Raw genomic sequence first — 24,523 nt, 5'->3', positions numbered from 1 at the left:
CTTCCGCGCTCGCGATCAACCGGTCAAGCGGCCTACCAGATCCGCACGCGCTGTTCGGGCGTGAGATACATCGCCTGGCCGGGCTTCGCGCCGAATGCCGCATACCAGGGATCGAGGTTGCGCACCGTCAGCGTGCGGTCATGCCCCGGCGCGTGGGGATCGGACAGCAGCGCCTGGCGGAGCGCCGGCTCGCGCCACTTCACCCGCCACACCTGCGCCCAGCCATAATAGAAACGCTGGTCGCCCGTCGTACCGTCGATGATCGGCGCGGGCTTGCCGCCGAGCGACTTGTGATAGGCGTCGAGCGCCACCGTCAGGCCGGCCAGATCGGCGATGTTCTCGCCAAGCGTCAGGCCACCCTGGATATGCTGGCCCGGCAGCGGCTCATAGGCGTCATATTGCGCGACGAGCTTGTCGGTGAAGGTCTTGAAGCGCGCGACGTCCTGCGGCGTCCACCAGTCGGTCAGCTTGCCGGTGGCATCGTATTTGCGGCCCTGATCGTCGAAATGGTGGCTGATCTCATGGCCGATCACCGCGCCGATCCCGCCATAGTTCACCGCGGGGTCGGCCTTGGGATCGAAGAAGGGCGGCTGCAGGATCGCGGCCGGGAACACGACCTCGTTCATCGGCGGGTTGGCATAGGCATTGATCGTCATCGGCGTCATGAACCATTCGCCGCGATCGAGCGGGCTCCCGAGCTTCTTCAGGTCGCGATCATAGTCGAAGGCATTGGCACGCGCGACGTTGCCGACCAGATCGCCGCGCTGGATGGTCAGCGCCGAATAGTCGCGCCACGTGTCGGGATAGCCGATCTTGGGGCGGAAGGCGGCGAGCTTCTGCAACGCCTTGGTCTTGGTCTCGGGCGCCATCCATTCCAGGTTGCGCAGCCGCTCGCCCATCGCGGCGATCACGTTCTTCACCAGATCGTCGGCCGCCGCCTTTGCCTCGGGCGGGAAATATTTCGCGACATATTGCTGGCCGATCGCCTCGCCCATGCCGCCGCTGACCGTCGACACCGCGCGCTTCCAGCGCACCTGCTGCTCGGGCGTGCCCGACAACGTGGTGCCGTAGAAAGCGAAATTGGTCTTGTCGAAATCGCTCGACAGATACGGCGCATAGCCGCGCAGCACCTTGAGCATCGCCCAGTCCTTCAGCACCGGCAGCGGCGTCGCGGCATAGACCTGCGCCTCGCCGGTGATCGCGCTCGGCTGCGCGACGAGATAGAAGGGCCGGCCGCTCACCCCAATGGCGCTCATATAGCGCGCCCAGGGGAAGCCCGGCGCCTTGGCGGCGAAATCGGCGGCGGTCCACTGGTTGTAGGTCTTGTCGGCGTCGCGGCTCTCGATCCGCGTCCAATGCGCGGCAGCGATCGCCTTCTCCATCCCGAACACCGCCGCGGCGCGCGTCTCGGCATTGGGCTCGCCCGCCAGCGTCAGCATGCGCGCGAGATATGCCTGATAGGCGGTGCGCACCGCGGCGAGCTTGGCATCGTCCTTCAGGTAATAATCGCGGTCGGGCAGGCCGAGCCCCGCCTGCTGCGTGGCGACGACATAGGTCTCGGGCGCCTTGTCGTCCTGGCCCACGCCCATGCCGACGAGTCCGCCCACGCCCATCCGCTGGAGCTTTGCGATCTCCACCGCCAGCGCCTGTTTGTCGGGTGCGGCGGCGATCGCGGCGAGCCACGGCTTCACCGGCGCCACGCCCTTTGCGTCGGCAGCCGCCTGGTCCATGAAGCTGGTGTAGAAATCGCCGACCTTGTCGCCCGGCTGCTTCGCCGCCGTCTCCAGGATGCCGCGCGTGCGCTCGAGCGACAGGTCCTGCAGGACGTGGAACATGCCGTAGGACGAGCGGTCCGCGGGGATCGTGGTGTTCTTGTACCAGGTGCCGTCGGCATAATCGAAGAAGTCGTTACCCGGCAGCACGCTCGTATCGCGCCCGGCCATGTCATAGCCGAACGCGCCGATCTGCGGCCGGTCGGCGGTCTTGGGCGCGACCGGGCCCACCGCCTCGGTCTTGAGCGTGCGGGCCTGCTGGGCGCCGGTCTGGGCGCCGGTCTGGGCGATGGCGGGAACGGCGGTGGCGGAGGCGAGCAGGCAGGCGACGAAAACCGGGCGCATCAACGATCCTTTGTGACGAAATATGTCACGGGTGTGTCATGACGCGACCGCCATCGTCAATGCCGATCGACGCAGCTCCGATCAGCCGCGATCGCGCATGATCCGGCCCTGCTCGCGCTTCCAGTCGCGTTCGCGGATGGTGTCGCGCTTGTCATGGTCCTTCTTGCCCTTGGCGAGCGCGAGCTCGACCTTGGCGCGGCCCTTGGAGTTGAAATACACCATCAGCGGCACGAGCGTCATGCCCTCGCGCGCCACCGCGCCGTGCATCTTGTTGATCTCGCGCTCGTGCAGCAGCAGCTTGCGCGGCCGCTTGGGCTCGTGGTTGAAGCGGTTGCCGTGGCTGAATTCGGGCACGTTCGAATTGACGAGCCACACCTGCCCCTCGCGCACCTCGGCATAGCTTTCCGCGATCGAGCCGGTGCCGCTGCGCAGCGACTTCACCTCGGTGCCGGTGAGCGCGATGCCCGCCTCGTACACATGCTCGATATAATAATCGAAGCGCGCGCGGCGGTTCTCCGCGACGATCTTGGTCTTCTCGAACAGGGGGGGCTTGGGACGCGACATGCGCGCGACATAGGGACGCGGGGGATCGAGGGGAAGCGCCCAATCCGCCCGCGTGGGCCGGGGCTTAGACGAGCCTCGCCGTTTCGAGCCCGGCGTCCACCAGCGCCCGCGCGGTCTCGCCCGGCCACGTCATCGGCAGGCGGATGCCCGCCGGGAAGCCGGGACGTACGCGCGTCATCGCGTATTTTACCGGGCCCGGCGACGCATCGGCGAACATCGCGTCGTGCAGCGGATAGAGCCGGTCGTGCAGCGCCAGCGCCCCGGCGCCATCCCCGCGCGCGCACGCGGCCTGGAACGCGGCGCACAGCGCCGGTGCGACATTGGCGGTGACCGAGATACAGCCGCCGCCGCCCATCGCGTTGAACGCCAGCGCCAGATCGTCGTTGCCTGAGAGCTGGACGAAACTCGGCGGGCAGGCGGCGCGGTGCTGGCTCACGCGCGCGAGCACGCCGCTCGCGTCCTTTACCGCCACGAACACGGCGGGATGCGCGTTGACGATCCGCGCCAGCGTCTCGGGCAGGATGTCGGTCACCGTGCGACCGGGCACGTTGTAGAGGATGATCGGCAGTTGCGCGTGGGTCGCCAGCGCGTCGAAGTGGCGGAAGATCCCCTCCTGCCCCGGCCGGTTGTAATAAGGCGGCACCATCAGCGCGGCGTCCGCGCCCGCATCCTTCGCACGGCCCAAATTCGCGGCGGCGACGCGGGTGTCGTTCGATCCCGCGCCCGCGATCACCGGGACGCGCCCGCGCGCCTGATCGACGCAGACGCGCACGATGTGGAAATGCTCCTCGGCGGTCAGCGTCGCCGCCTCGCCGGTGGTGCCGCAGGGCACCAGCGCCGCCGACCCTTCCGCGATCTGCCACTCGATCAGGTCGCGATAGGCGGTTTCGGCGAAATCGCCGGCGTCGTCGAACGGCGTAACCAGCGCTGGGATGGACCCGGAAAACATGGAACGTGGCTCCTGCGCGCCCAATCGCGCGATTTTGTTCAGGACAGATACGGGTGGCGGGCCTATCCTGTCCACATGGTAGCATTGGCGGCGAAGACGGGCTTGATGATGGCGGCGCTGGCGGGCGTGACGATGCCGTCCGGCGGGGGGCAGGACGCGCTCGACCGCTATCGCACGCAGATGGCGAACATGGGGCCGCAGGCACCGATGCCCGCCACGCCGGCGGACGGCGCGATCGTCGCCGCCCTCGCCCAGTGGCGCGCGGTGCAGCAGACCGACGCACTGCCGTTCGACAGCTATGCCGGTTTCCTGATGGCGCATTCCGGCTGGCCGGGCGAGGCCGCCAACCGGCGCGCCGCCGAACGCCAGGCGGCGAACGGCGCGCCGGGCAGCGTCATCGCCTATTTCCGGCGCTTTCCGCCGCAATCGGCCGCCGGCGGCGTGGCCTTCGCGCGCGCGCTGCAGGCGAGCGGCATGGCCGCCGACGCCGCGGTGGCGGCGCGGAATGCCTGGCGCAAGGGCGTGCTCGCCCCGCAGGACGAGAGCTATGTGCAGACCGCGTTCGCCACCGTGCTGACGCCTGATGACCAGGACGCGCGGATGGATGCGCTGCTCTGGGCCGGCGCGATCCCCGCCGCGCAGCGCCAGTTGGCGTGGACCTCGCCGGCGCGGCGCGCGGTGTTCACCGCCCGGCTGTCGCTGCGCAGCAACGCGCCCGACGCCAGCGGCTATGCGACCGGCGGCACCAGCGGCTTCGCGAGCGATCCCGGCTATGTCGCGGACCGGGCGATCTGGCTGCGCGGCGCGAACGACGCGTCCGGTGCACGCGCCTGGCTGGCGCAGCCGCGCGCGCTGACGGCGGCGCCCGCCAATCCGCAGAACTGGTACGACGTGCTGCTGACGAACGCACGCGCGGCGAGCACCGACGGCCAGTATCAGCTCGCCTACGACATCGCGCGGCAGCTCGACGACGGCTATCCGCAAGGCACCGACATCGCGACCAAGCCGTTCGGCGAGCGCGACAATTACACCAGTCTCGCCTGGCTGGGCGGGCAGACCGCGCTGAAACGGCTGGGCCGCCCCGCCGACGCCGCGACGCTCTTCGACCGCTATGCGCGCGCCAGCCAGGCGCCGCAGACGCGCGCGCGCGGCTTCTACTGGGCGGGCCGCGCCGCCGAGGCCGCGGGGCGCAGCGCCGAGGCGGCGAGTTATTATGCGCACGCTGCGGGCTATCGCGACGTCTTCTACGGCCAGCTCGCGCTCGAACATACGGGGCATGCGCTGGTGGCGCCGGTGGCGGCCACGGGCCTGATCGTCGACCCGACCGCGCGCGCCGCCTTCGCGCAGCGCGAGACGGTGCGCGCCGCGCGCTTTCTCGGCCAGATCGGCGACTGGCAGGACCAGACCGCCTTCATCCGCCAGATCGCGGCGGATGCGCATAGCGACACCGATCACCTGCTCGCCACGGACTTCTCGCGCGAGATCAACCGGCCCGATCTCGCCGTGCTGGTGGGCCGCAGCGCGATGCAGAGCGGGCTGACCGATTATGCCGCGTCGGGCTTCCCCACGGTGCCGGTGCCCGCGGGCTACGAGGACAATTGGACGATCATCCACGCCATCTCGCGCCAGGAAAGCCAGTTCGACCGCGCCGCCGTCAGCCATGCCGGCGCGCGCGGGCTGATGCAGCTGATGCCGGGCACCGCGCGCGAGCAATCGGGCAAGATCGGCCTCGCCTATTCGCCCGACATGCTGACGCGCGATCCCAACATCTCGATCATGCTCGGCTCCAGCTATTTCCAGCGCGTGTTCGCCAATTACGGCAGCTATCCGCTCGCCATCGCCGCCTATAACGCGGGCGGCGGCAACGTGAACAAATGGCTGGCGGCGAACGGCGATCCGCGCACGGGCGCGATCGACATGGTCGACTGGATCGAGGCGATCCCCTTCACTGAGACGCGCAACTATGTGCAGCGCGTGCTGGAGAATGCGGTGGTGTACGACCTCATGAACCCGCAGCGTTCCAAGAGCACGGGCACCGCGCGGCTGAGCTGGTATCTGGGCCGCGCGCGCGCCGGCTGACCATGATCGACTGGCCGAACTATATCAGCCCGGCAGGCTATGCCGCCTTGCGCGCCGAATATGATCTGCTCTTCGGCACGGAGCGCCCCGCGCTGGTCGAGACGATCGCCTGGGCGGCGGGCAATGGCGACCGTTCCGAGAACGGCGATTATATCTATGGCCGCAAGCGGCTGCGCGAGATCGACCGGCGGCTCGGCTGGCTGTCCAGGCGGATGAAGGCGGCGAAGGTGGTCGATCCCGCGGCACAGGCCGACCGGACGCGGATCTGGTTCGGGGCCACGGTGACCGTGGCGGACGAGGACGATGCGGAGCGGGTGCTGACCCTGGTCGGCGACGACGAGACCGATGCAAGCGCCGGGCGGATCGGCTGGAACTCGCCCTTCGCCCGCGCGCTGCGCGGCGCCGGCATTGCCGATCTGCGCCGCGTCGCCTTGCCCATGGGCGAACGCGAATATGAAGTGATGTCCATCCGTTACCCGGATGCGTGAGGGAACGCGGCGCAGCCTGACCGGTTCTCCTTGTCCAAGAGGAGAGCATCCATGGAAAATCCCCGCACCACCGCCGCCCGCGACCATGACGATCACGCGCTGATCGACGCCGCCGTCGCCGATGCAGAGCCGGGCGCGGTTGCCGAAAGCGCCGGCGGCGATCTGCAGACCGACATCGGCTCCGCCGCCGACCTGAAGCGCGCGGTCGCCGATCCCGACGGCATGACGCGCCCCGAAAAGCAGGACGATATCGCGCATGGCGACGCCTATGAGCGCGATCGTCGCGGCGACGCCTGATGCCGCGAAGCCCGACGGCCATGGGCGATTGACGCGGCCATCGCCGCGGGTGAGGGTGGCGGCATGACCGACACCACCGCCCGCAACGTCGCCCTGTTGATCGACGCCGACAATGCCTCCGCCGCCACGCTCGATCCGGTGCTCACGGTGCTGGCCGAACTCGGCACCGTCAACGTCCGGCGCGTCTATGGCAATTGGTCCAAGCCCGCGCTGAAGGCATGGCGCGACATGTCGATCCGCCACGGAATCGAGCCGCAGCAGCAGTTCGACCTGACCAAGGGCAAGAACGCGACCGACATGAAGATGACGATCGACGCGATGGACCTGCTGTTCCGCGGGCGGATCGACGGCTTCGGCATCATGTCGTCGGACAGCGATTTCATGCCGCTCGCCACCCGGATCCGCCAGGACGGCGTGCCCGTCTATGGCTTCGGCACGAGCCGCACGCCCGAGGGCTTCCGCCAGGCCTGCACGCGCTTCATCGACGTGGGCGCGCTGGACGAGACGCCTGCCGCGATGCCGCTGCCCCCGGCGATCGGCGGCGACCGACCGGCCCCTGCCCCGGCACGCGCGCGCGGCGGCAAGGAGATCGGGCCCGAACTGCTGAAACTGCTGATCGACGCGTACAACGCGGTGAAGCGCGACGAGCGCGGCTATGTCAGCCTGACCGAGATGGGCCAGCTCGCGGGCAACCGCTCGAGCTTCGACGCGCGCAACTACGGGTTTAACCGCCTCAGCGACCTGATCGAGACCGTTCCCAATTTCCAGACCGAACGCCGCGAGGGCGGCCGCGTGTTCGTCAAGCGGCTGCGGTGATGTTGGTCGGCGCAGGTGAGGATGCTATCGTAGCGCGATGAACGTTCATGTGCCCTTCGATCATCGTGAGCCGCTTCGTTTGCGGGCCGATGCATTCTGGGCGCTGAAACAGGCAGGCGCATTTGCGGGCTTTTCGAAATGCGAGTTGCTCGACGGCGAGATATCCGGCGTGCCGATGCAGGACGAGAACGAGCCGGAGTCCGATGCCTCGGTTCCTATCAAGTTGCGTCGTCAGGACTATGCGTTTCTCGACCGGCTCGGCATGCTTGATGGACACGGAAAGACGGAGCTTATCGATGGTCTGGTCTATCCGATGAGCCCGCAATATCGCCGGCACGGTTATATCAAGGACGAACTTGCCTACCGGTTGCGGCGCGCTCTCGAAAATGGAGGCACGTCGTTACGCGTCGCCACCGAACAATCGGTCGCGATCGACACGGTCAGCGAGCCTCAGCCGGACATCATCGTCACGCGAGAGCCAAGAGGCGATGGACCGATCCCGGCGGATTCGGTGGCGTTGCTGGTCGAGGTGTCGGTCCATACCGCGCGGTTCGATCTCGACGAAAAGGTCCGCCTCTATTCTGGCGGTGGCATCCCGGAATATTGGGTCGCCGACGTGAATGCGCGGATCATTCACCAGATGTGGATGCCGCAGGGCTCGGCATTTGACGAACGGCGCCAAATTGCTTTCGGCGATCGGATCGACCTCGCCACGATTGGGGCGATCACGATCGATACTGCGGACCTTTGATCGTCTAGGCGCCGGTTCGAGCCGCCCAATAATCGAACGCCGCCCCCTGAACCCGATGGACATAGCCACGCGCATCCGCGTTGTCGCTCGTCGGCCCATCGCGCCCGATCCACCAGCCCTGCCCGGGCAGCCCGTCGCCCTCGCGCACCACCAGCACCGCGAGTTCCGGTTCACCCGCGGCGCGCCCCGCCTCGTCGATCGCGTCGAGCGTGCGGCACACCGCGCGCATCCGCGGGCGGGTGAAGCGGTGGCCGAGCAACCCCAGCAGTTCGGAATAGCTCAGCGCCCGCCGCTCGCGTGCGGCTTCGACGAGCAGCGCCTTCACCCGCACCACGTCGCCGAGATCCTGCACCTCGGTGGGTACGATCCCCGAATCCTCCAGCCATTGCGACAGCGTGCCGCCATGGCCGGAGGACGTGCGAGTCACCGGGTCAGCTTCTTGTACGCCAGCCGGGTCGGCCGGTCGGCCGCGTCGCCCATCCGGCGGCGCTTGTCTTCCTCATAGCTCTCGTAATTGCCCTCGAACCATTCGACATGGCTGTCGCCCTCGAAGGCGAGGATGTGCGTGGCGAGGCGATCGAGGAAGAAGCGATCGTGGCTGATGACCACCGCGCAGCCCGCGAACGTCTCGAGCGCCTCTTCGAGCGCGCGCAGCGTCTCGACGTCGAGATCGTTGGTCGGCTCGTCGAGCAGCAGGACGTTGCCGCCCTCCTTCAGCATCTTGGCCATATGGACGCGGTTGCGCTCGCCGCCCGAGAGCTGGCCGACCTTCTTCTGCTGGTCGGGCCCGCGGAAGTTGAACGCGCCGACATAGGCGCGCGTGCCCATCTCCTGCTTGCCGAAGCGGAAGACCTCCAGCTCGTCGGAGATTTCCTGCCAGACATTCTTGTTGGGATCGAGATCGTCGCGGCTCTGGTCGACATAGCCGAGCTTGACGGTCGATCCGACCTCGATCGTGCCCTCGTCGGGCTGTTCCTGCCCGGTGATGAGCTTGAACAGCGTCGACTTGCCCGCGCCGTTGGGCCCGATCACACCGACGATGCCGCCCGGCGGCAGCGTGAAGTCGAGCCCGTCGAACAGCAATTTGTCGCCATAGCTCTTGGTCAGGCCCTTGGCCTCGATCACCTTGCCGCCCAGGCGCGCGGGCAGCTGGATCAGGATCGCGGCCTTGCCGGCGACGCGATTCTCCTGCTTCTCCATCAGCTCGTCGAACGCGCGGATGCGCGCCTTGCTCTTGGTCTGGCGGGCCTTGGGCGTCTGGCGCATCCAGGCCAGCTCGTCGGCGATCGCGCGCTGCTTGCCCTGCTCCTCGCGCTCCTCCTGCTCCAGCCGCTTGGCCTTCTTCTCGAGATAGCCCGAATAGTTGCTCTCATAGGTGTAATAGCGGCCGCGATCGAGCTCGAGCACCCAGTTGACGACATTGTCGAGGAAGTAGCGATCGTGCGTCACCAGGATGACGTTGCCGGCATATTCCTTCAGGTAGTTCTCGAGCCACGCGACGCTCTCGGCATCGAGATGGTTGGTCGGTTCGTCGAGCAGCAGGATATCGGGCTTTTCGAGCAGCAGCTTGCACAGCGCCACGCGGCGCTTCTCGCCACCCGACAGCGTCGTCACATCGGCATCGCCCGGCGGGCAGCGCAGCGCTTCCATCGCCTGTTCGAGCTGGCTGTCGAGCGCCCAGCCGTCGACCGCGTCGATCTTGGCCTGGAGATCGCCCATCTCCTCCATCAGCGCGTCGAAATCGGTGTCGTCCTGGGGATCGCCCATCTCGGCCGAGATCGCGTTGAACCGGTCGACCAGATCGGCGACGGGGCGCACGCCGTCCTTCACATTGCCCATCACGTCCTTCGTCGGATCGAGGATCGGCTCCTGCGCGAGATAGCCCACGCGAATGCCCTCGGCCGCCCAGGCCTCGCCGACGAAATCGGGATCCATCCCCGCCATGATCTTCATCAGCGTCGATTTGCCCGAGCCGTTGGGCCCGATGATCGCGATCTTGGCCGACGGAATGAACTGCAGGTGGATGTTGTTGAGGACGGGCTTGTTGGCGCCGGGGAAGGTCTTGGTCAGACCCTTCATGACGTAGGTATACTGGACGGCCATGACGGTCGCTGCGCTCCGCGTTGAAAGGGGAAGGATATACGCGTCATGTAAGGGGCGTACGGGCGGTTGGCAAACCGCGCGCGATGGTGAAACATGGCTGGATCGCTTCCCTATCAAGGATCGTCCATGCGCCTCGCCTCCCTCCTGCTCGCCACGTCCCTGTTCGCGGCGCCCTCGCTCGCGCAGCGGACCGCCCCCGCCGCCACCCCCGTCGACGCGCGCGCCGCGGCGCTGCGCGACAAGGCGCTGGGCGACGACACCGCCTATGGCATCGTCGAGGGGATCACGACCGAGGTCGGCCCGCGGATGGACGGCACCGAAGCCGAAGGCCGCGCGCGAACATGGGCGGTGGCCAGGCTGAAGGCGCTCGGCTTTCGCAACGTGCATGTCGAACCGTTCCAGTTGCCCGTCTGGATTCGCGGCACCGAGAGCGCATCGGTGGTCGCGCCCTATCCGCAGGCGCTGCGGCTCGTCGGCCTGGGCAATTCGGGCGCCACGCCGCCGGGCGGGCTGACGCTGCCGATCGTCTATTTCGCCAGCTTCAACGATCTCCAGCTCGCACCGGCGGGCAGCCTGGCCGGCAAGATCGCCTTCGTCTCGAACGCGATGCAGCCGACGCAGGACGGATCGAGCTATGGCAGCCAAGGCTCGGCGCGGTTCGTGGGGCCGAGCGTCGCGGCAACGAAGGGGGCGGCGGCGATCCTGATCCGCTCGATCGGCACCGATCACGGTCGCGGACCGCATGCCGGCGTCACCAACTTCGCCGCGGGCGTGGCGCCGATCCCCGCTGCGGCGCTGTCGGTGGCGGATGCGGAAAATCTCGAACGCATGGTGAAGCTGGGCAAACCCGTCATCGTCCACCTCGTGCTCGACGATCATCCGGTGGGTTCGCGCGAATCAGGCAACGTGATCGCCGAAGTGCCAGGCCGCGATCCCGGCGCGGGCGTCGTGCTGATCGGTGGCCATCTCGACAGCTGGGATCTCGGCACCGGCGCGATCGACGACGCGTCCGGCATCGCAATCACCGCCGCGGCGGCCCGGCTGGTGATGGAGGCCGGCCGCCCCCGCCGCACCATCCGCGTGGTGTGGTTCGGCGACGAGGAAACCGGCGGCTATGGCGGGCTCGCTTATGCCAAGGCGCATGCGGACGAGCGCCATGCACTGGCCGCCGAATCCGATTTCGGCGCGGACCGGGTGTGGCGCTTCAACACCAACCTGCCTGCCGGTGCCGGCGCGGTGGCCGACCGGCTCGCGGTGCTGCTCGCGCCGCTGGGCGTGGTGCGCGGCAGCGAGACGGCGGGCGACGGCACCGATGTGGAGCCGACGCTCGCCCGCGGCGTCCCCGCGATAGACCTCAACCAATCGGGCCTGCGCTATTTCGATTGGCACCACACGCCCGAAGACACGCTCGACCGCATCGACCCCGACCAAATCCGCCAGAATGTGGCGGCTTGGGCCACAATGCTGGCGGTCGTCGCCAATGCCCCCGAGGAGCTGGGCACCGTCGTGCCCAAATCCGGACACTAACCTTTCCAGCAGATGAATTTCGGTTTGACGGGCGCGGAACTGCGGCTATGAAACGGGCTCGCGACGGCAATCGGGTCGGCCGCGATGATTTGCTATGCTTGGGAGCATCCGAATGAAGAAGATCGCCTTTGTTCTCGCTGCCGCCGGCCTGATGACCGTGGCTGCTTGCCACAAGTCGCCCGAGGCCGTCGCCGTCGAGAACAACGCCGACATGCTGGCGGACAACATGGAAATGCAGGCGGACAACATGGACGCCGTGGCCGGTAACACCGCCAACGCGACCACCGCTGCCGTGATGTCGAACGCTGCCGACAACATGAACGCCGCTGCCGACAACGTCCGCGACGAAGGCAAGGCCGAAGCCAAGAACATGAACTAATCGCTATCGGGTGTTCGCATCCGAAGCGTATGTTCTGCCGGAAGGGCGTCCCTGCGGGGGCGCCCTTTTTGCGTCGTCGGAGCGGCGCGGTGGCGTTGCTTGGCGAGACTTTGGCCACGTGGTTCGCGCACGGGCGTGAGCTGAACGAGAACGGGATGACGTTGGGTTACTCCAGCCTCTCCGTCCGTTCGTGCTGAGCTTGTCGAAGCACCTGCTCCGCCGTCGAGCATGGGCGTATGGTACAGACCCCTCGGCAAGCTCAGGGCTGACGGATCGAAATATTGTCATCAAACTCCAGAACGAGATCACGTCCCAGTGCGGTCACAGCCATCGGGCGGCGGACTGATCGAACCGTCCGTTGACGCCCGACCAGATGGCCGGCACCATCACGACGTGGATGGCGTGAACGGCGGCCTCATCATGCGGGCGGTGAAGAGATGACCGATACGTCGGAACGGGTTCGGCAGACCTTGTTGACGTTCCCCGGGATAGTCGAGAGCACGGCGTATGGCAGCCCGATATTCAAGATCGGCAAGACGATGATCGCCCGCTTTCGCGACGATGGCGTGATGGTGCTGAAAGTCGATGCGATGACGCGCGACGTTATGCTGGATACGGAACCGGCCGCCTATTTTCTCGAAGACCATTACCGGCCACACCCCCTCGTTCTCGTTCGCATTCTCCTGGCCGAACCGCACCGGCTGAACGCGCTGATGGAGCAATGCTGGAAGGAACTCGCCCCCAAAAGGCTGGTCGGTTCCCGGCTCGGCAAACCGCCCTGTTGACGTCAGACTCGGTAGCGTCGGCAATCCCCGCCCAGAGGCGCGCACCCCGGCGTCCGGCTCATTGCGCCATGCCGTCGGATAGCTGCCTGAGCGCGAGAGCGCCATTCGGCGACCAGCGGAGCCGAGGGCAACGGAACAGGGATGGCCGCGGCGACGTTCTCGCTGCGCAACCTCCCACCGGAGCCAATCCCCATGCCTTATGTGAAAACCCGCGACGGGACCGATCTCTACGTCAAGGATTGGGGAAGCGGCCGCCCCGTGATCCTCCTCCATGGCTGGCCGCTCAACGCCGATAGCTGGGATCCGCAGGCGATGGCGCTGGCGGACGCCGGGTTTCGCGCGATCGCCTATGATCGCCGCGGCTTCGGCCGGTCGGGCCAGCCCTGGAACGGCTATGATTACGACACGCTGTCGGACGATCTCGCCGACGTCATGGCGGCGACGGGCGCCGAGCAGGACGCGACGATCGTCGGCTTCTCGATGGGCGGCGGCGAAGTGGCGCGCTACATGAGCCGCCATGGCGGCAAGGGCGTGATCGCCGCCGCGCTGATCGCGTCGGTGGTGCCCTATATGCTCCAGACCGACGACAATCCGCACGGCACGCCGCAATCGACCTTCGATCAGATCGCCGACGGCATCCGTACGGACCGGGCGAAGTTCTTCCACGATACGTTCGTGCCGCAATTCTACGGCGTGGGCATGATCTCCAGCCCGGTCAGCCAGGAGCAGATCGATCATTCGACCGCGCTGGCGATGATGGCCGGCCTGAAGCCCACCCTCGCCTGTGCCGAGGCGTTCGGCCACACCGACTTCCGCCCGGATCTGGCGTCGTTCCGCGTGCCCACGCTGATCGTCCACGGCACGGGCGACAAGACGGTGCCGATCGACGCATCGGGCCGCGCCGCCGCCAAGGGCATCGCGGGCAGCCAGTTGGTGGAATATGAGGGCGCGCCGCATGGCCTGAACGTCACCGAAAGCGATCGCCTGACGCGCGATCTGCTGACGTTCCTCGGGCGATAGCGGGAAGACGCAAGTCCGATCCCGCAAATCCGTTCGTGCCGAGCTTGTCGAAGCACGCTTGCGATGGCCGCGCCGTCGTGTCCGATACAGGCGCTTCGACAAGCTCAGGGCGAACGGGGAATAGGTAAAGATCGTCGGGTCCGGCCCCCGCCGCCCCGCAGATAACAGACCGCTCGGGCCTATTTCAGCGGAACGATCACCTCGTCGGGGTGCGCGACGTTCAGTTCCTTGCGCACCATCTCGTCGACCATGTCCGGATTGGCGTGATCCGGATCGAGCAGCGCGACACGGTTCTTCAGAACCTCGCGCTGCTGGTCGAGTACCTGATAATCACGCTCGCGCCGCGCAAGCTGGCGCTTGTAGTCGCCATACGCGAGCGCCCCATTGGGCCCGAGCACCGCATAGGCGCCGAAGAACGCCATCAGCGTGAGCCCCATGGCGGGCAGGGCGGCGCGGCGCAGCGTGCGCTGGAGGGGCGTTGCGGTCTTCACCCCTCCATCATCATGCTTAATCTGCCGTCAATCAAGCGCCGATCAGCACGCTTCGTCCCGCATATCGGGCGGCATCGCCCAATTCTTCCTCGATGCGGATGAGCTGGTTGTATTTGGCGAGCCGGTCGGACCGCGCGAGGCTGCCCGTCTTGATCTGTCCGCAATTGGTCGCCACCGCCAGATCGGCGATCGTCGCGTCCTCGGTCTCACCCGAACGGTGCGACATCACCGCGGTATAGCCCGCGCGCTGCGCCATCGACACCGCCTCCAGCGTTTCGCTCAACGTACCGATCTGATTGACCTTCACCAGCAGCGAATTCGCGATGCCTTCGGTGATGCCGCGCTTCAGCCGCTTGGGATTGGTGACGAACAGATCGTCGCCGACGAGCTGGACGGTTTTGCCGACCAGATCGGTGAGCGCCTTCCAGCCCTCCCAATCGTCTTCCGCCATCCCGTCCTCGATGGAGAAGATCGGATAGCGGCGGGTCAGGTCGGCGAGATATTCGGCCATCGCGCCGCTTTCGAGGATCCGGCCCTCGCCCGAGATGTCGTAGCGGCCATCCTTGTAGAATTCGGTCGCCGCGCAATCGAGCGCAAGCATCACGTCGTCGCCGGGGGTGTAGCCGGCCTTCTCGATGCTGGCGGTGATGAAGTCGAGCGCCTCGGTGGTGCTGCCGATATTGGGGGCAAAGCCGCCCTCGTCGCCGACGCTGGTCGACAGGCCCTTGTCCGCCAGGCCCTTTTTCAGCGTGTGGAAGATCTCAGAGCCGCAGCGCACCGCCTCCAGGATCGACGATGCGCCGACGGGCACGATCATGAATTCCTGGAAGTCGATCGGGTTGTCGGCATGTTCGCCGCCATTGATGATGTTCATCATCGGCACCGGCAGCACATGCGCCGCCACGCCGCCGACATAGCGATAGAGCGGCAGCCCGCGCGCCTCGGCGCCGGCCTTCGCCGCGGCCAGGCTCACGCCCAGAATCGCGTTCGCGCCCAGCCGGCCCTTGTTCTCGGTGCCGTCCAGCTCGATCATCGCGGCGTCGAGATCGGCCTGGTCCTCGGCGTCGAGGCCCAGCACCGCCTCCGCGATCTCGCCATTCACCGCGGCGACCGCATCGTCCACGCCCTTGCCGCCCCAGCGGCTCTTGTCGCCATCGCGGCGCTCGACCGCCTCATGCGCGCCGGTCGAGGCGCCCGACGGCACGGCGGCGCGGCCGAAGCTGCCATCGTCCAGCAGCACGTCCACCTCCACCGTGGGATTGCCGCGGCTGTCGAGGATCTGGCGCGCGTGGATGTCGATGATTGCGGTCACGAAACGATGCTCCTAGGCTGACGCGGGTCGCGTGGATCGCGGCCGGCTCTATCGCGCGGCCAAAGGCGAGGCAATGCGCCGGCCGTGGAACACCCATCGCGGATCGGGGTTGGAACGATCATAACTGGAAAAAGGGATTTCCCATGGCCGACGACTCGCTGAAGCCGATGCAGGATGGGGACGCCACCCCGCCGCCCGCGAACACCGATTTCGAGCCCGCCGCACCGCTGAAGGACGCGGGCGCTGCCTTTTCGGCCGAAGGCGGAACGCTGGGCGACAAGACGGCGGGCGCCCGGCAGACGCTGACCGATGGCGCGGGCAAGCTGCAGCAGCAGGCCTATGACAAGGTCCGGCTGTTCGCCGAGGACGGCAAGGGCAAGGTGAGCGGCGCGCTGGATCAGCTCGTACAGATGCTGACCGACGCGGCGACCACGGTCGACGAGAAGCTCGGCGAGCAATATGGCCAATATGCCCGCACCGCGGCCGACACCGTGTCGGGCTATTCCGAGCAGGTGAAGGGCAAGGATGTGGACGCGCTGTTCGACGATGCCCGCGGCTATGTCCGCCAGAGCCCGGCGGTCGCGGTGGGCGTTGCTGCCGCGGTGGGTTTCGTCGCCGCCCGGCTGATCCAGTCGGGCATCGAAGCCGGTGCCGATGCCGTCAAGTCCTGATCGCATGACGTTCGCCGGTCACAAGGACAGCGTACCCGATCTGCTGTCGCGGCTGATCGAGGATGCGAAGGCCGCTGCCAGCGCGGAATTGAACCTGCGCAAGATCCGGCTGACCGATCGGATCGCCGCCTACAAGACGGCGATGATCTTCTTCGCGGTGGCGGGCGTGCTGGCGCTGGCGGCGCTGATCGCGCTGCTGGTGGGGGCGATCCTGTCGCTGGCGACGCTGATCGGGCCGGGCTTCGCGACCCTGGCCGTGGTGTTCGGCGTGCTGTTGATCGCCGGTGTGCTGGCGATGATCGGCAAGGCGCGGCTCGCGCCGCCGGCGCCGGTGGGAGACGCGGCATGACGCTCCCCTCCCCCCGCCTCATCGCGGCGGAAGCCGAGGCAGCCGCCACCCGGGCCAAGTTCAACGCCACGCTCGAAGCGGTTCAGGCGCGGCTCGAGCCCCGTCGCCTCGCGCGGGAAACGATGCGCGAAGTGGGCGATGCGGGCGGAGTCGCGGCCCAACGCGGGATCGAGGTCGCGCAGCGGAACCCGGGCGCGCTGGCGGGCGCAGTCGCGGTCGCCGGGCTGTTCCTCGGGCGCCACCGGATCGCCGGGCTGTTCCGGCGCAAAGCATGAAACCGCAGGCGCATCCTAGCGTTGCCTGCCCATACACCCCCGAATCGCCAAGGATGATCCCATGACCGACAAGCCGCATGACGACACCCAGAGCCGCCTTCGCGAAGGCTATAGCCAGGCCCGCGATGTGGCGACCGACGTGATCGACCGCGCCGGCGAGACCGCGCGGCGCACCGCCGCCGGGCTCGACGCCAATCCGATCGGCATCCTGGTCGGCGGGCTGGCGGTCGGCGTGCTCGCCGGCGCGCTGCTGCCGCGCTCGGACCGGGAGAAGGAACTGCTCGCACCGATGGGCGCGAGGATCGGCGCGACCGCCAAGGCTGCGGCGCAGGCCGCCCGCGAGGCGGGCCAGAACGAACTGGCCGAAGCGGGCATCAGCAAGGATGCGGCGCGCGATCAGGTGCGCGGGCTGTTCGACGGCGTGACCAAGGCGCTGTCGAGCGCCGGGGCCGCCGCGGTGAAGGCCGCGACGCAGAAGCCCGCCGCTTAAGGGGGGTTCAATCGCGCCGCGTCTCGCGCTACGCGATCCGGCGTCATCCGCGTCCGGGAACCCCGCATCATGAGCAAGCTCCACCTCGTCTTCGGCGGCCGCGTCAGCGATCCGCAGACGCTCGACTTCAACGATCTGAAGTCGATCGACGTGGTGGGGGTGTTCCCCGATTACGCCAGCGCCGAAAAGGCGTGGCGCGGTGCCGCACAGCGCACGGTGGACGATGCCGAGATGAAGTATGTGCTCGTCCACCTGCACCGGCTGCTCCAGCCCGACGTGCTCGACGGCGCGGCATAATCGCGCTTTGGACCGGCGACCGTCCGCTTGATCGGATAACGAGGTCCGTTCGTGCTGAGCTTGGCGAGGCTCCCTCTCCGCAGGCGTACCCCAGCCGTCGGTCCAGGCCCTTCGACACGCTCGGGGCGAACGGAGCCGGAAAGCCATCCTAGTCTAGCCCGGCTCGCCCGCTCAGGCGTGGCGGTAGCGCCAGAGCAGCAGCGGCCGGGCCAGCGCCAGTCCGGCGACGAATCCGCCGATATGCGCGCCGATCGCAATCGGCCCGGTGCCGGCGCCTTCGCCGAAGCCTGCATAGCCGATGAGCAACTGAATTCCGATCCACGCCGCCGCAAGCCACGCGACATGAACCACGCCGCCCGGGATCGGCCCGATCGCCTGCGCGCGGCGCTCGCCGTACAGCAGCGCATAGGCTGCCACGACCGCCGAGATCGCCCCGCTTGCGCCGATCATCGGCGACAGCGACGACGGATCGAACGCATATTGCGCCGCGGCTGCCGCATAGGCGCCGACGACATAGAGGATCGCGAGCCCCGTGGCCCCCGTCGCGCGCTCGGCCTGCTGCCCGCAATAGACCAGCATCACGAGGTTGAAGCCGAGATGCGCGATGCCACCATGCACGAGCGTGGCCGTCAGCGGCGTCAGCAGCAACGGCACGAGAAAGGCGTGCGCGACCATGCCCGACGCGCGCACGGGGATGAACCCGGCCTCGACCGCGGCATAGGGCAACCGCCCGGTTAGAAGGATCAGCGCCGAGACGATCGCCGTGCCGATCGCGATGATCGCCGTCGCGCGCGCGCCGGCCATCATGGTCAGATGAATTCGATCTTGGCGACCTGATAATAACGATCGCCCGACGGCACCGTCACCTCGACATCGTCGTCCACCCGGCGCCCGATCAGCGCGCGGCCGAGCGGCGAATTGTACGAGATGCGGCCCGTGCGCGCATCGGCCTCCGTCTGGCCGACGATCTGATAGCGAACCGGCTTGTCGTCGTCGTCAAGCAACGTGACCGTGGCGCCGAACACCACCTTATCGCCCGACAGGTCGCGCGGATCGATGATCTGGGCGCGGCTCAGCTTGTCCTCGATGTCGGAGATCGATGCCTCGATCTGGCCCTGACGCTCCTTGGCGGCATGATATTCGGCGTTTTCCGATAGATCGCCATGCGCGCGCGCTTCCTCGATCGCGTCGACGATCGTCGGGCGTTCCGCCTTCAGCCGTTTCAGATCGGCATTCAGCTTCTCGTAGCCCTCCTGGAGCATCGGCATCTTTTCGACGGTCGCCATCGGTCGTCCCCATTCTTTCATCCCCGCGCGAAGCCATCCGGCCCCGCCCGCACCCTGCATTCAGCTTTTCGGGATCACTTGTGCGAATGGGAATGATAGGATTGCAGCGGCCTGACTTCAAGGCTGCGCGTTCCGGACTCCACGATCGCGCGCGCCGCCTCGATGCTGGCGGAGGCGGTGGTGAAATAGGGAATGCGCCCCGACAGCGCCGCGGCGCGAATCGGTTGCGAGTCCTTCAGGCTCTGCCAGCCCTCGGTGGTGTTGACGATCAGCGCGATGCCGCCGTCCTTGATCCGGTCGACGATGTGCGGTCGGCCTTGCGCCACCTTGTTGATCCGCTCGACCGCCAGCCCCGCGCGCGCAAGGTGATCCGCGGTGCCGCCGGTGGCGACGATCCGGAAGCCGGCGCCGATCAACTGCTCCGCCGCGCCGACGATGCCGCGCTTGTCGCCATCCTTCACGCTGATGAAGACGGCGCCCTCGGTCGGCAGCACGGTGCCCGCGCCGAGCTGTGCCTTGGCGAAGGCGGTGGTGAAATCGTCCGCGATTCCCATCACTTCGCCGGTGGACTTCATCTCGGGTGAGAGAACCGGATCGACGCCGGGGAATTTGGCGAAGGGGAACACCGCCTCCTTCACCGCGAAATAATCGATGTGCCGGTCGATCGCGGGCAGATCGGCGAGCTTCTCGCCCGCCATCACCCGCGCGGCGATCTTGGCGACGGGCGCGCCGATCGCCTTGGCGACGAAGGGCACCGTGCGGCTGGCCCGCGGGTTCACCTCGATCAGATAGACCAGCCCGTCCTTCACCGCGAACTGGATGTTCATCAGCCCGACCACCGACAGCGCATGCGCCAGCGCCACCGTCTGCCGCTCGATCTCGGCGACGATCTCCGCCGACAGCGAATAGGGCGGGATCGAACAGGCGCTGTCGCCCGAATGGACGCCCGCCTCCTCGATATGCTGGAGGATGCCGGCGACCACCACATCGGTGCCGTCGCCGATCGCATCCACGTCCACCTCGGTCGCGTCGCGCAGATACTGGTCGATCAGCACGGGCGAATCGCCCGACACCTGCACCGCGGTAGCGATGTAATCATCGAGCTGCGCCGGGCCGTCGACGATCTCCATCGCCCGGCCGCCCAGCACATAGCTCGGGCGCATCAGCACCGGATAGCCGATGCGCTCGGCCGCGGCGATCGCCTCGTCGCGGCTGCGCGCGAGGCCGTTCGCAGGCTGGCGAAGGCCCAGCTTGTTGACCAAGGCCGCGAACCGCTCGCGATCCTCCGCCAGATCGATCGCATCCGGGCTGGTGCCGAGGATCGGGATCCCCGCAGCCTCGAGCGCGCGCGCCAGGTTGAGCGGTGTCTGGCCGCCGAACTGGACGATCACGCCCGCCAGCGTTCCCGCCTGCTGCTCGACATGCAGGATCTCCAGCACGTCCTCGGCGGTCAGCGGTTCGAAATAGAGCCGGTCGGACGTGTCGTAATCGGTGCTCACCGTCTCCGGGTTGCAGTTGACCATGATCGTCTCGTAGCCCGCGTCCGCGAGCGCGAAACAGGCGTGGCAGCAGCAATAATCGAACTCGATGCCCTGCCCGATCCGGTTCGGGCCGCCGCCCAGGATCACGACCTTCTTGCGGTCGGTCGGCATGCTCTCATTCTCGGGCTCGCCGAAGCTCGGCGCCTCGTAGGTCGAATACATATAGGGCGTCTTCGCGTCGAACTCGGCGGCGCAGGTGTCGATCCGCTTGAAGACGGGGCGCACGCCCAGCCGGTGGCGCAGCGCGCGCACCTCGGCCTCGGTCACGCCGCCGGTCATCGCGACCACCGCGTCGTGGATCAGCCCGGACCCACGCGCGATCCCGCGGGCGTTGCCGCGCAGATTGGCCGATTTGAGCGCGAGATAGGCGAGCCGCTTGTCGCTGAACCCCATCGACTTGAGACGCCGCAAGCCGGCGGCTTCGATCGGCAGGCCCTCACGGCACACCACCGCCTCGGCCTCGACGATCTCGGCGATGCGTTCGAGAAACCAGGGATCGTATTTCGCGATACGGTTGATCTCGGCGACGGTGAAGCCCTCGCGCAGCGCCTGCGCCGCCACCAGCAGCCGATCGGGCGTGGCGCGCGCGAGCGCCGCCTCGATCTCCGCGCGCGGCGCGCCGACGAGCGCATCGACCTGGTTGAAGCCCGACAGCCCCGTCTCCAGCCCGCGCAACGCCTTTTGCAGCGATTCGTGGATGTTGCGGCCGATCGCCATCACCTCGCCGACCGACTTCATCGCGGTGCCCAGATTGGGCTCAGCGCCCTTGAACTTCTCGAACGCGAAGCGCGGGATCTTGGTGACGACATAGTCGATCGTCGGCTCGAAGCTGGCGGGCGTGGCACCGGTGATGTCGTTCTCGATCTCGTCGAGCGTGTAGCCGACCGCCAGCTTGGCGGCGACCTTGGCGATCGGGAAGCCCGTCGCCTTGGACGCCAGCGCCGAGGAGCGCGAGACGCGCGGGTTCATCTCGATGACGACCAGCCGCCCGTCCTGCGGGTTCACCGCGAACTGGACGTTCGAGCCGCCCGTCTCCACACCGATTTCGCGCAAGACCGCGATCGATGCGTTGCGCATGATCTGATATTCCTTGTCGGTCAGCGTCAGCGCCGGCGCGACGGTGATCGAATCGCCGGTGTGAACGCCCATCGGATCGATATTCTCGATCGAGCAGATGATGATGGCGTTGTCCGCACGGTCGCGGACCACCTCCATCTCATATTCCTTCCAGCCGAGCAGCGATTCCTCGATCAGCACCTCGGTGGTGGGCGACAGATCGAGCCCTCGCCGGACGATCTCGACGAACTCCTCGCGGTTGTACGCGATGCCGCCACCCGACCCGCCCATGGTGAAGCTCGGGCGGATGATCGAGGGCAGCCCCGTGACCTCGAGCCCCGCGAGCGCCTCCTCGACGGTGTGCGCGATTGCCGAGCGCGCACTTTCGAGCCCGATCCGGTCCATCGCGTCGCGGAACTTCAGGCGATCCTCCGCCATGTCGATCGCATCGGCATCGGCGCCGATCATCTGGACGCCGTATTTTTCCAGCGTGCCATCGCGGAACAGCGCGAGCGCGGTGTTGAGCGCGGTCTGCCCGCCCATCGTCGGCAGCACCGCGTCCGGCCGCTCCTTCGCGATGATCGCGGCGACGACCTCGGGCGTGATCGGCTCGACATAGGTCGCGTCGGCCAGCTCGGGATCGGTCATGATCGTGGCGGGGTTGGAGTTGACGAGGACGATGCGATAGCCCTCCTCCTTCAACGCCTTGATCGCCTGCGTGCCCGAATAGTCGAACTCGCACGCCTGACCGATGACGATCGGCCCGGCGCCGATGACGAGGATGGAGGAGATGTCGGTGCGTTTGGGCATTAGTGAGCTGCCTGTACAAAGATAGCGTAGAACAAACCAAATAAGCCAAGAACATCAGCAGCCTTGCTTATCAATTGCCAAATCAACTCTGAAGGTGGCTGGGGAGCCAATGCCAACTCCCGCGCCGCCTTCAGATATGCGGCGGCTTGCATAATTTCAGAATTGGCCGCTCCCGTGCTCGGAAGAATATCTAACGCCTTGTCGATCAGATTACTAATTGCCCGAGCATTTTTTGCGTCGACGATGGTACGAGAAAGCCCGGTCCAAGCTGCGCTATCAAACGACATCGGTTCCTGCCGATCTGACGCAGGACTAATCCGATAGCTCGAGTTGTCGGAAAAGGTTGTTCCGTCCGAATGCGTTACCAACGTACCGCCGGGAAAAGCGGCCTCGTATGCTCCTTGATCAGTAATGCGATATGAATTTTCGTAGTCCCGTTCTCCCAAACGCGATTCCACCATCCCATCTATGACAAGTTGATCAACAGCGGCGCGCACTTGCTCTTTGTCATCGATGCCGCGGTCACTTTCGTCTAAATCACTGGCAAGACGTTGCGCTTCAGGCAGTTTTTCATAGATTGTTGTAAGAGACTCGAAGGTACCCGCGCCGGGATCGTCGCGAGAAAGATAGGCCAGAATAGCGTCTTCAAGTTGCGCCTCAATCACCGCAACGATCCCACGAACCGCTCGAACAGATATAGACTATCCTGCGGCCCTGGGCTCGCCTCCGGGTGATACTGCACGCTGAACGCCGGCCGATCCGTCAGTTCCAGCCCCGCATTGCTCCCGTCGAACAGCGACACATGCGTCTCGCGCACATTCGCCGGCAGCGAGTCCCGCTCCACCGCGAAGCCGTGGTTCATGCTGGTGATCTCGACCGCGCCGTCGGACAGGCGCTTGACCGGATGGTTGGCGCCGCGGTGCCCCTGGAACATCTTGGTGGTGGTCGCGCCCACCGCCAGCCCCAGCAACTGGTGGCCGAGGCAGATGCCGAACAGCGGCTTGCCCGTCTCCAGCAACTGGCGGATCACGGGGACGGCATATTCGCCGGTCGCGGCGGGATCTCCGGGGCCGTTCGACAGGAAGATGCCGTCGGGCGCGAACGCCATGACCTGATCGAAGCTCGCGGTCGCGGGCACCACCGTCACGCGCGCGCCGGCAAGCGCCAGGTTGCGGAAGATGTTGCGCTTGGAGCCATAGTCGATCGCGACGACATGGGGTTTGGCGCGAGAAGGTTTCTCGACTTCGATCGAAACAAACGGCGGACGGGATGCATGCCCTTCCTGTTCGGCCGCCGGGCGCGCGTCATCCTGAATTCCGTTCGTGTCGTGCGAAGTCGAGACACCATCCGCCCCATAGCCGAAGCCCAGCCGCCAGACGCCGCCGTCCCAGCCATAATGCGTCTCGGTCGACACCTCCCTGGCGAGGTCCATGCCCTCCAGCCCCGGCCAGGCCTGCGCCATGTTCAGCAGGAAGGGGATGTCGAACGACCCCGTCGCCGAATGCGCGATCACGCCATTGGGCGCGCCGTGCCCACGGATGCGCCGGGTGAGCGCGCGCGTGTCGATGCCCGACAGGCCGATCCGCGCATGGCGCTTCATCCAGCCGTCCAGCCGCTCGACCGCGCGGAACGACGAGGGCGCGGTCACGTCCTCGCGCACGATCATGCCGAGCGCGTGGGGGGCGTCGGCCTCCACATCGTCGGGGTTCGCGCCGACATTGCCGATATGCGGGAAGGTGAAGGTGATGACCTGCCCGGCGAACGACGGATCGGTCATGATCTCCTGATAGCCCGTCATCGCGGTGTGGAAGCACACTTCGCCCACCGCCTGCCCTTCCGCGCCGAAGCCGCGCCCCCACACCACCTCGCCGCTCGCGAGGACGAGAACGCCGGTCGCGCCCTCGGGCTGGGGCGTGGCGGGCACGGGTGTCGGCGTGGCGTCGGCCATGGTCAGGCGGGCACTCTCTTGGCTGTCGATGTCGCTAAGCCGCAGCCGCTAAGGCCGCAGGTCGGCAGCGTCAATCTGTTAAACCGGGCCACCCTCGTCTATGATCCTCGGCGATCCCGGAA

Annotated in this window: 26 protein-coding genes; 14 read left to right on the top strand and 12 right to left on the bottom strand. The window is 67.0% G+C overall.

What is annotated here, in order from left to right; translation table 11 throughout:
- Positions 1 to 32: 32 nt before the first annotated feature.
- The 3 genes from L8H00_RS02470 to dapA form a co-directional block, all read right to left on the bottom strand.
- Positions 33 to 2,117 (bottom strand): M13 family metallopeptidase, encoded by a 2,085-nt coding sequence (locus L8H00_RS02470; protein WP_242095632.1) that lies wholly within the window; start codon positions 2,115 to 2,117, stop codon positions 33 to 35.
- Between the two features lie 81 nt (positions 2,118 to 2,198).
- Positions 2,199 to 2,681, bottom strand: a complete 483-nt coding sequence (smpB, locus tag L8H00_RS02465; RefSeq protein ID WP_242095631.1) for an SsrA-binding protein SmpB — start codon at positions 2,679 to 2,681, stop codon at positions 2,199 to 2,201.
- Between the two features lie 64 nt (positions 2,682 to 2,745).
- Positions 2,746 to 3,630, bottom strand: coding sequence for a 4-hydroxy-tetrahydrodipicolinate synthase (dapA, locus tag L8H00_RS02460; protein WP_242095630.1), 885 nt, complete (start codon positions 3,628 to 3,630; stop codon positions 2,746 to 2,748).
- A gap of 105 nt (positions 3,631 to 3,735) precedes the next feature.
- Between dapA and L8H00_RS02455 the strand changes: the two genes are divergently transcribed.
- The 5 genes from L8H00_RS02455 (at position 3,736) to L8H00_RS02435 (ending at position 8,061) form a co-directional block, all read left to right on the top strand.
- Complete coding sequence (locus L8H00_RS02455; RefSeq protein WP_242095629.1) at positions 3,736 to 5,709, top strand: lytic transglycosylase domain-containing protein; 1,974 nt, start codon at positions 3,736 to 3,738, stop codon at positions 5,707 to 5,709.
- 2 nt (positions 5,710 to 5,711) lie between these two features.
- Complete coding sequence (locus L8H00_RS02450; RefSeq protein ID WP_242095628.1) at positions 5,712 to 6,197, top strand: GreA/GreB family elongation factor; 486 nt, start codon at positions 5,712 to 5,714, stop codon at positions 6,195 to 6,197.
- Positions 6,198 to 6,248: 51 nt separating this feature from the next.
- Positions 6,249 to 6,494: a hypothetical protein gene (locus L8H00_RS02445; RefSeq protein WP_242095627.1), complete on the top strand. Its 246-nt coding sequence runs from the start codon at positions 6,249 to 6,251 to the stop codon at positions 6,492 to 6,494.
- A gap of 63 nt (positions 6,495 to 6,557) precedes the next feature.
- Positions 6,558 to 7,310, top strand: coding sequence for an NYN domain-containing protein (locus L8H00_RS02440; RefSeq protein ID WP_242095626.1), 753 nt, complete (start codon positions 6,558 to 6,560; stop codon positions 7,308 to 7,310).
- A 49-nt stretch (positions 7,311 to 7,359) separates the two neighbouring features.
- A complete protein-coding gene (locus L8H00_RS02435) occupies positions 7,360 to 8,061 on the top strand; it encodes a Uma2 family endonuclease (protein ID WP_242095625.1) in 702 nt (233 codons plus the stop codon).
- 4 nt (positions 8,062 to 8,065) lie between these two features.
- Here the strand turns inward: L8H00_RS02435 and L8H00_RS02430 are convergent, their stop codons facing one another.
- Both L8H00_RS02430 and ettA read right to left on the bottom strand, forming a co-directional pair.
- Positions 8,066 to 8,455: a ribose-phosphate pyrophosphokinase gene (locus L8H00_RS02430; RefSeq protein ID WP_242095918.1), complete on the bottom strand. Its 390-nt coding sequence runs from the start codon at positions 8,453 to 8,455 to the stop codon at positions 8,066 to 8,068.
- Positions 8,456 to 8,484: 29 nt separating this feature from the next.
- The gene (gene ettA / locus L8H00_RS02425) at positions 8,485 to 10,164 is read right to left on the bottom strand and encodes an energy-dependent translational throttle protein EttA (RefSeq protein ID WP_242095624.1); all 1,680 of its coding nucleotides are present in this window, start codon (positions 10,162 to 10,164) and stop codon (positions 8,485 to 8,487) included.
- A gap of 126 nt (positions 10,165 to 10,290) precedes the next feature.
- Here ettA and L8H00_RS02420 point away from each other — a divergent pair, with 126 nt between their 5' ends.
- The 4 genes from L8H00_RS02420 (at position 10,291) to L8H00_RS02405 (ending at position 13,875) form a co-directional block, all read left to right on the top strand.
- Positions 10,291 to 11,691 carry a M20/M25/M40 family metallo-hydrolase gene (locus L8H00_RS02420; protein WP_242095623.1) on the top strand — a complete coding sequence of 467 codons (1,401 nt, stop codon included), beginning with the start codon at positions 10,291 to 10,293 and terminating at the stop codon, positions 11,689 to 11,691.
- Positions 11,692 to 11,803: 112 nt separating this feature from the next.
- On the top strand, positions 11,804 to 12,070 hold the full coding sequence (locus L8H00_RS02415; RefSeq protein ID WP_242095622.1) for a hypothetical protein: 267 nt from the start codon (positions 11,804 to 11,806) through the stop codon (positions 12,068 to 12,070).
- Between the two features lie 437 nt (positions 12,071 to 12,507).
- The gene (locus L8H00_RS02410) at positions 12,508 to 12,855 is read left to right on the top strand and encodes a hypothetical protein (RefSeq protein WP_242095621.1); all 348 of its coding nucleotides are present in this window, start codon (positions 12,508 to 12,510) and stop codon (positions 12,853 to 12,855) included.
- A 192-nt stretch (positions 12,856 to 13,047) separates the two neighbouring features.
- Positions 13,048 to 13,875 carry an alpha/beta hydrolase gene (locus tag L8H00_RS02405; protein WP_242095620.1) on the top strand — a complete coding sequence of 276 codons (828 nt, stop codon included), beginning with the start codon at positions 13,048 to 13,050 and terminating at the stop codon, positions 13,873 to 13,875.
- A gap of 179 nt (positions 13,876 to 14,054) precedes the next feature.
- Here L8H00_RS02405 and L8H00_RS02400 read toward each other — a convergent pair whose 3' ends face one another.
- Both L8H00_RS02400 and eno read right to left on the bottom strand, forming a co-directional pair.
- Entirely contained in the window at positions 14,055 to 14,312 is a 258-nt protein-coding gene (locus L8H00_RS02400) for a septum formation initiator family protein (protein WP_242095917.1), read from the bottom strand.
- Between the two features lie 85 nt (positions 14,313 to 14,397).
- Positions 14,398 to 15,678 carry a phosphopyruvate hydratase gene (eno, locus tag L8H00_RS02395; RefSeq protein WP_242095619.1) on the bottom strand — a complete coding sequence of 427 codons (1,281 nt, stop codon included), beginning with the start codon at positions 15,676 to 15,678 and terminating at the stop codon, positions 14,398 to 14,400.
- 143 nt (positions 15,679 to 15,821) lie between these two features.
- Here eno and L8H00_RS02390 point away from each other — a divergent pair, with 143 nt between their 5' ends.
- The 5 genes from L8H00_RS02390 (at position 15,822) to L8H00_RS02370 (ending at position 17,760) form a co-directional block, all read left to right on the top strand.
- Positions 15,822 to 16,349: a hypothetical protein gene (locus L8H00_RS02390; RefSeq protein ID WP_242095618.1), complete on the top strand. Its 528-nt coding sequence runs from the start codon at positions 15,822 to 15,824 to the stop codon at positions 16,347 to 16,349.
- 4 nt (positions 16,350 to 16,353) lie between these two features.
- The gene (locus tag L8H00_RS02385; RefSeq protein WP_242095617.1) at positions 16,354 to 16,698 is read left to right on the top strand and encodes a phage holin family protein; all 345 of its coding nucleotides are present in this window, start codon (positions 16,354 to 16,356) and stop codon (positions 16,696 to 16,698) included.
- Complete coding sequence (locus tag L8H00_RS02380; RefSeq protein ID WP_242095616.1) at positions 16,695 to 16,973, top strand: DUF3618 domain-containing protein; 279 nt, start codon at positions 16,695 to 16,697, stop codon at positions 16,971 to 16,973. Before L8H00_RS02385 ends, L8H00_RS02380 begins: the two co-directional genes overlap by 4 nt.
- 61 nt (positions 16,974 to 17,034) lie before the next feature.
- Positions 17,035 to 17,463, top strand: a complete 429-nt coding sequence (locus L8H00_RS02375) for a hypothetical protein (protein ID WP_242095615.1) — start codon at positions 17,035 to 17,037, stop codon at positions 17,461 to 17,463.
- 69 nt (positions 17,464 to 17,532) lie between these two features.
- Positions 17,533 to 17,760 (top strand): DUF4170 domain-containing protein, encoded by a 228-nt coding sequence (locus tag L8H00_RS02370; protein WP_242095614.1) that lies wholly within the window; start codon positions 17,533 to 17,535, stop codon positions 17,758 to 17,760.
- Positions 17,761 to 17,931: 171 nt separating this feature from the next.
- Here the strand turns inward: L8H00_RS02370 and L8H00_RS02365 are convergent, their stop codons facing one another.
- The 5 genes from L8H00_RS02365 to carA form a co-directional block, all read right to left on the bottom strand.
- On the bottom strand, positions 17,932 to 18,567 hold the full coding sequence (locus tag L8H00_RS02365; protein WP_242095613.1) for a rhomboid family intramembrane serine protease: 636 nt from the start codon (positions 18,565 to 18,567) through the stop codon (positions 17,932 to 17,934).
- Between the two features lie 2 nt (positions 18,568 to 18,569).
- Positions 18,570 to 19,046, bottom strand: coding sequence for a transcription elongation factor GreA (gene greA, locus L8H00_RS02360; protein WP_242095612.1), 477 nt, complete (start codon positions 19,044 to 19,046; stop codon positions 18,570 to 18,572).
- A 74-nt stretch (positions 19,047 to 19,120) separates the two neighbouring features.
- Positions 19,121 to 22,453: a carbamoyl-phosphate synthase large subunit gene (carB, locus tag L8H00_RS02355; protein ID WP_242095611.1), complete on the bottom strand. Its 3,333-nt coding sequence runs from the start codon at positions 22,451 to 22,453 to the stop codon at positions 19,121 to 19,123.
- Positions 22,453 to 23,118: a hypothetical protein gene (locus tag L8H00_RS02350; RefSeq protein ID WP_242095610.1), complete on the bottom strand. Its 666-nt coding sequence runs from the start codon at positions 23,116 to 23,118 to the stop codon at positions 22,453 to 22,455. Before L8H00_RS02350 ends, carB begins: the two co-directional genes overlap by 1 nt.
- A complete protein-coding gene (gene carA / locus L8H00_RS02345; protein WP_242095609.1) occupies positions 23,115 to 24,401 on the bottom strand; it encodes a glutamine-hydrolyzing carbamoyl-phosphate synthase small subunit in 1,287 nt (428 codons plus the stop codon). Before carA ends, L8H00_RS02350 begins: the two co-directional genes overlap by 4 nt.
- Positions 24,402 to 24,523: the final 122 nt, after the last annotated feature.

The organism is Sphingomonas sp. CROZ-RG-20F-R02-07 (assembly GCF_022662335.1).
In the GTDB taxonomy this organism is placed as follows: Bacteria; Pseudomonadota; Alphaproteobacteria; order Sphingomonadales; family Sphingomonadaceae; genus Sphingomonas.
This window is presented reverse-complemented; position numbering and strand designations above follow the sequence as displayed.